We start from the raw sequence: 5,975 nt of genomic DNA on the forward strand, positions 1-5,975 counted from the left end.
GCGGTCTCGAGCCTCCTCGCCGGGGTGGCCGTCGAGATCTGGGGCCTGGCCCCGGTGGCGACCGTCCTCTGCGGCCTGGTGGTCGTGATGGTCACGACCGGCGCCACCGGGTCCGTCCTGCGCGTGCGGGCGGCCTGAGCCCCGGTCCCCGCAGGCGTCAGTCCGAGCTGTCCGGCGGCTCCTCCGCGTCCGGCTGCTCGGGACGGGCCGCTCGCACCCGGACGACGCCGCTCTCGAGGTCGAGCCCCACCACCCGGCCGCGCTCACCACTGTCCTCGGAGCCCTCGACACCCTCGAGCTTCGGAGCGCGGAAGATGCCACCGAAGGCCGTCATGGACCCAGGATAGGACGGGGTCGCGGCCGACGGCCGTATCGTCCCGAGGGTGGGCGCCGGCGACGCGGATCGGGGCGAGTTCGCAGTCCGTCTGCGGCGGTTGCGCGAGGCCGCCTCGTTGACCCAGGAGGAGTTGGCCGCGCGCGCCGGGCTGACGAGCAACGCGATCGGCGCCCTCGAACGCGGCGAACGCCGCCGGCCCTATCCACACACCGTGCGCGCTCTCGCCGAGGCGCTCGGGGCCGACGCCGAGGAGCTCGCGGCCCTGACCACCGCCGCCCGACCTGCGGCGGAGAGTGCCACACCCCCCGCGCCGGGCCACCTCCCGGTCCCGAGGACGCCCCTGCTGGGGCGGGCGACGGAGCTCGAGGAGATCGCGCAGCTGCTGCGCGAGGGGCCGGCGCGTCTGGTCACGGTGACCGGGCCCGGAGGTGTCGGCAAGACCCGGCTGGCCCTCGCCGTCGCCGGCCGGCTCGCCGAGGAGAGGACCGTCGCCGTCGCCGAGCTGGCCGCCGTGAGCGACCCCGACCTGGTGCTCGTGACCGTGGCGCGGGCGCTCGGACTGCGGGACGACCGCGCGGAGGGCCTGGTCGACCGGCTGGCGCTCCACCTGGACGGGCCGCGGCGGCTGCTCGTCCTGGACAACGTGGAACACGTCGTCGGGACCGCCGGCCCGGTGCTGGCGCGGCTCGTCGACCGCTGCCCCGGCCTGGTCGTCCTGGCCACGAGCCGCACGCCGCTGCGGGTCCGCGGCGAGCAGGAGTACCCGCTCGACCCGCTCCCGGTCCCCCGCACGGCGCACCCGGCCGCGGTGGCGGAGTCACCGGCCGCGCAGATGTTCTGCGACCGGGCCCGGGCGGTCCGACCGGGGTTCGCCCTCGACGAGACGTCGGCGCCGGCAGTGGCCGCCATCTGCGAGCGCCTCGACGGACTCCCGCTGGCCCTGGAGCTGGCGGCCGTGCACACCCGGCTGCTCGGTCCCCGGACCCTCCTCGCACGGCTCGACCGGGCGATCGACTCCGCCGCACTGCGGGATCTGCCGGCCCGCCAGTCCACGATGCGCGCGACGATGGACTGGAGCCACGATCTGCTCACCGCCCACGAGCAGCGCCTGCTGCGCCTTCTCGCGGTGTTCCGGGGCGGCTTCACCCTCGAGGCGGTGGAGGTCGTCGTGGACGGGTCCGTCGACGCCTTCACCGCTCTGGGCGGCCTGGTCGAGCAGTCCCTGGTGCTCCCCGATCCCCGCTCCGAAGGCCGCTACCGGCTGCTGGAGCCGGTGCGTCAGTACGCCGCGGACCGCCTGACGGTCACCGGGGAGCACGCGGCCGTGGCCGCCCGCCACGCCCACCACGTCGCCGACCGGGCGCGGGCGGCCCGGGACGGGCTGCGTGGCCCCGATCAACGGGCATGGCTCGACGAGCTGCAGATCGAGCACGGCAACGTCCGGGCGGCGCTGACGACGCTGCTCGCGGCCGGTGACGCCGGGACCGCGGCGACGCTGCTCGCCGACACGTGGCTGTCCTGGGCGCTCCGCGGCGCCGCCGGGGAGGGCATGGCGTGGGCACGGACCGTGGCCGAGCAGGACCGCGACCTGGCTCTCGAGGACCGGGCCGCCGCGCGACTGGCGCTGGGCGGGCTGAGCTTCGCCACCGGGGACCTGTCGGGGACCCGGGACGCGGCCACCGCCGCGACGGCCGACCTCACCCGGAGCACTGCTGATCCCGCCCGCCTGGCGGAGGCCCTCGTCCTGCAGGGCTACGGCGCGGCCGGGCTGGGCGACGCGGACGCGGCCCGGAGCGCCCTCGACGCCGCCGTCGCCCTGGCGCGGGAGACCGCGGACCGCTGGGCCCTCGCCCACGCCCTGGCCGCCCGCGCCACCCTGGTCGGTGCACAGGACCCGCGCGCGGCGCGTCCCGTTCTCGACGAGGCCGAGGCCACGGCGCGGCAGCTGGCCAGTCCCTTCACGACGGCCACCGTTCTCAACCTGCGCGCCGCGCTGCTGCTCGCGGAGGGCGAGGACGGGGCCGCCGTCGAGCGGCTGGGCGAGGCCGCGGACCTCGCGGTCGAGGTCGGCACCACGTGGACCCTGGTGGTCACGCTGGCCGCCCTCGGCGTCGTCGCCGCCCGGCGCGGCCTCCCGGAGACCGCGACGATCCTGATGGCCGCCGGGGCCGCCACGTCGGACACGTCGGCGGCCGTCGTGGCGATCCCGCTGCACCGGGACGTGGCCGACCGGCATCTCCTCGAGGCTCGGGCGCACCTCGACGACGAGACCTTCCGCCGCGCGTGGGAGATGGGCCGCGCCCTGCGTCCCACCGAGATCGACGGGTACGTCAGCCGGGTCCGGGAACGGTGCGCGTCACGCTGACGTGCCGGCGGTAGAGCCACGCCCCCAGGGTGCGCACCAGCAGCCGCACCGGCGCCGGGACGTTCGCCAGCATCGCCGTCCGCTCCTCCGGCGTGGCGTCCTCGAGGATCATCCCGCACATCACGAGGATCTCCGACCGTCCCATCGCCGCCAGCCCGTGCTCCCCGAGGCGGTCCCACTCCTGTTGGGAGACGTGGCGGGCGGCGAGCGGGAGGATGTGGGCCTCCTCGTCGTCGAGGTGCTCCACCAGGGCCACCCGGAGCCCGTCCACGGTGCTCGCCAGTTCCTCGCCGACGGCGGGTCGGGCCTCCGCCGTCCACCGTTCCAGCACCGGACCGAGCCGCTCCAGCAGCGCCTCGACCCGGCCGTGCTGGGCCTGCATCCGGGCCACGAGCTCGGCCGACGGTGCGGCGCGCTCGGCCAGCAACGGCCACAGGAGCTCGTCCTCGCCGGTGTGGTGCAGGTGCAGGCCGTCCAGCACGATCCGCACGTGCCGGGCCAGCACCGCGGCCCGGGACACGTCCCCGGGGGCGACCGCGCGCACGAGCGGTGGGATCAGGCGCAGTTCACGGCGGAACACGCGGTGCACGACGACCATGTCGTGCACGTCGGCGGGCTCGGTGTCGGGGCGGTGCGGTGTCGTCGTCATGACCGGAACCCTGCCGAGCGCCGCGGGCCGGGCCCACCCACACGACCCCCACACCACCCCCACAGCCGGCCACGGCTCGAACCCGGACCCGGACCTCGGTGAGGCCAACGCGACCCCGGACGCACGTGACAACGGAGCCGCGGGTGGGCAGCCCCCAGCACGCCATCCGACAGCCCAGGGAGCCACACATGCCCGACCGCCACGTGAAGCCCAGCGACGACGGGTGGACCGTCACGGCGCCCGAGGACGGCGACCACGTGACCGCCCGGACCACGACGGAGGTCGAGGCCGTCGAGCGCGCCGTCGACATCGTCGCGGACCGCGGGGGCGGCCAGGTCGTGGTGCACGGCACCGAGGGGCAGGTCGTCGAGACCCGGCGCGTCGACGCGGGCACCACCGAGATCAGCCGGACGGCGGCCGAGATCGCGGAGGAGGCCGGCGTCGAGGGCGCCGTCGACGCCGTCGAGTCCGCCATCGACGAGACCGGCGGCGAGGACTCCTCGACCGCGGCGTCGCGGGTCGCCGACCAGACGGCCACGGCTGGCACGGCTGACACGGCCGCCGCGACCACCGGCACCACCATCGGTGCCGGCCCCCCCCCGTCCGACCCGACGGCCGCGGCGCAGCGGACCGGCCACACCCCCGACGCTGTGCACGCCGCGGGCGGCACCGACGGCGCCGCCGACGACGACACCGTGGGCTCCGGTGACGGCTCCGGGAGCCAGGACCTCCCCGACGAGGCACGGGTCGCGGCGCAGGACGCGCGTGACGCCACCCGGGCCGCGGCCTCGGAGGTCGCCGACACCGCCGAGGACGCCGCCGACGAGGCGCGGACCACCGCGAAGAAGGCGGCCGGTCACACCCGCGGCGCGGCGAAGCGGGCCGGGCGCACTGCCCGGGCCGGCGCGGCCGGGGTCGAGCAGCAGGTCGAGGCCGTGCGCGACGGCGACAAGAGCGTCGGGTCGGCGGCGGAGGACGCCGCGGACGTCGCGCAGGCCACCGGCGCCCAGCTCGCCGACGAGGCCGAGGGCACCGCCCGCGAGGTGGCCGGCGAGACCCGCGCGGCCGCCCGCCGCACCGCCGCCCGCGTCGGGTCCACCGCGGACGACCTGGGTCGCCGCGTGGCGGCCGGGGCCGACCGCGCGTCGACCCTCGGGGACGAGGTCGGCGACGAGGCCGAAGGCGCCGCCGACCGCTTCGGCCAGCAGATCCACGCGGTCACCGAGGCCGCGGCGGCCCCACTGGACCAGCTCGCCCACGCCCTCAACCCGGTCCGGATCACTGGCCGCGTCGTCGGCGTCCTCGTCTCCGGCGGCCTGCACCTCGTCGGGGTCGGGGCCGCGCGCGGGACCGACGCCGCCCAGCGGCGCGCGCACCAGGCCACCGGGCACTGACCCGGCCCGAGTGGTCCCCCGGCGCCGGGCCTCCGAGCGCCGGGGGCCACTCGACGGCCCGGCCCCGGTTGGACGCGGGGGACCGCCCGGCAGCAGAGTGGGCGTCCGGAGGAGAGGACGTTCATGGCTGACCGCCGCAACGGGACCGCGCCCACGGCGAAGGACACGACCGGGCGCCGCGCGCTCGCTCTCTTCGCCCCCTACCGCGGGCGACTGACGCTCATCGCGCTGGCCATCCTGATCACCTCGGCGCTCGGCGTCGTGACCCCGTTCCTCACGCAGCGGGTCTTCGACGACGCGCTGTTCGTCCCCGGCGGTCCGCGGCTCGGGCTGCTCACGGCCCTCGTCGGGGCGATGATCGGGATCGCCGCCGTCTCCGCGGTGATCGGCATCGGCCAGACGTACCTGACGACGGTGCTGGGCAACCGCGTCATGCAGTCGCTGCGCGACCGATTGTTCGCGCACCTGCAGCGGATGCACCTGGGGTTCTTCACCTCCACCCGCACCGGGTCGATCCAGTCGCGGCTCGACAACGACGTGGGCGGCGTGCAGTCCGTCGTCACCGACACCGCGTCGTCGATCCTCGGCAACGTCGTCACCGTGGTCGCCTCGGTGATCGCCATGATCGCGCTGTCGTGGCAGCTCTCGCTCGTCGCGTTCGTGCTGCTGCCGGTGTTCCTGCTGCTGCAGATCCGGGTGGGCCGGGTGCGGCGGAAGATCGCGGCGCGCACGCAGTCCTCGCTGTCGGACATGAGCGCGATCACCCAGGAGACGCTGTCGGTCTCCGGGATCCTGCTGGCCAAGGTGTTCGGCCGCCAGGAGCACGAGATCGCCCGCTACCGCACCGAGAACGACCGCCAGACCACCCTGCAGATCCGACAGACGATGAGCGGGCAGTCATTCTTCGCCGTCGTCACCGGTTTCTTCGCACTGATCCCGGCCGTGGTCTACCTGGTCGCCGGGCTGCTCGCGGCCCGCGGCGACGCCGGGATCTCGGCCGGGACGCTCGTCGCGTTCACGACGCTGCAGACGCGGTTGCTGTTCCCGATCGTCAACCTGCTGCGCGTGTCGCTGGACGTGCAGACCTCGCTGGCGCTGTTCGGGCGCATCTTCGAGTACCTCGACCTCGTCCCGGAGCTGCAGGACTCCCCCCGCGCGCGCCCGCTGGCGAAGGCGGACTCCCGCGGCGAGGTCGAGCTGCGCGACGTGTGGTTCCGCTACCCCACCGAC

Annotated in this window: 5 protein-coding genes; 3 read left to right on the top strand and 2 right to left on the bottom strand. The window is 76.1% G+C overall.

The window, feature by feature from the left end:
- Window positions 1–157 precede the first annotated feature (157 nt).
- On the bottom strand, window positions 158–334 hold the full coding sequence (locus tag AC0CYZ_RS26330; protein ID WP_472220860.1) for a hypothetical protein: 177 nt from the start codon (window positions 332–334) through the stop codon (window positions 158–160).
- 49 nt (window positions 335–383) lie between these two features.
- Between AC0CYZ_RS26330 and AC0CYZ_RS26335 the strand changes: the two genes are divergently transcribed.
- On the top strand, window positions 384–2,702 hold the full coding sequence (locus AC0CYZ_RS26335) for an ATP-binding protein (RefSeq protein ID WP_472220862.1): 2,319 nt from the start codon (window positions 384–386) through the stop codon (window positions 2,700–2,702).
- On the opposite strand, the gene AC0CYZ_RS26340 is transcribed toward AC0CYZ_RS26335, so the two are convergent.
- Complete coding sequence (locus AC0CYZ_RS26340) at window positions 2,668–3,351, bottom strand: hemerythrin domain-containing protein (RefSeq protein ID WP_472220864.1); 684 nt, start codon at window positions 3,349–3,351, stop codon at window positions 2,668–2,670. The genes AC0CYZ_RS26335 and AC0CYZ_RS26340 overlap by 35 nt on opposite strands.
- Before the next feature lie 188 nt (window positions 3,352–3,539).
- Here AC0CYZ_RS26340 and AC0CYZ_RS26345 point away from each other — a divergent pair, with 188 nt between their 5' ends.
- Together AC0CYZ_RS26345 and AC0CYZ_RS26350 are read left to right on the top strand one after the other, a co-directional pair.
- Complete coding sequence (locus tag AC0CYZ_RS26345) at window positions 3,540–4,745, top strand: DUF2188 domain-containing protein (RefSeq protein ID WP_472220866.1); 1,206 nt, start codon at window positions 3,540–3,542, stop codon at window positions 4,743–4,745.
- Between the two features lie 123 nt (window positions 4,746–4,868).
- The coding region (locus tag AC0CYZ_RS26350) for an ABC transporter transmembrane domain-containing protein (RefSeq protein WP_472220868.1) at window positions 4,869–5,975 on the top strand (1,107 nt) is incomplete at its 3' end.

It is taken from the genome of Actinomycetospora sp., from assembly GCF_055612215.1.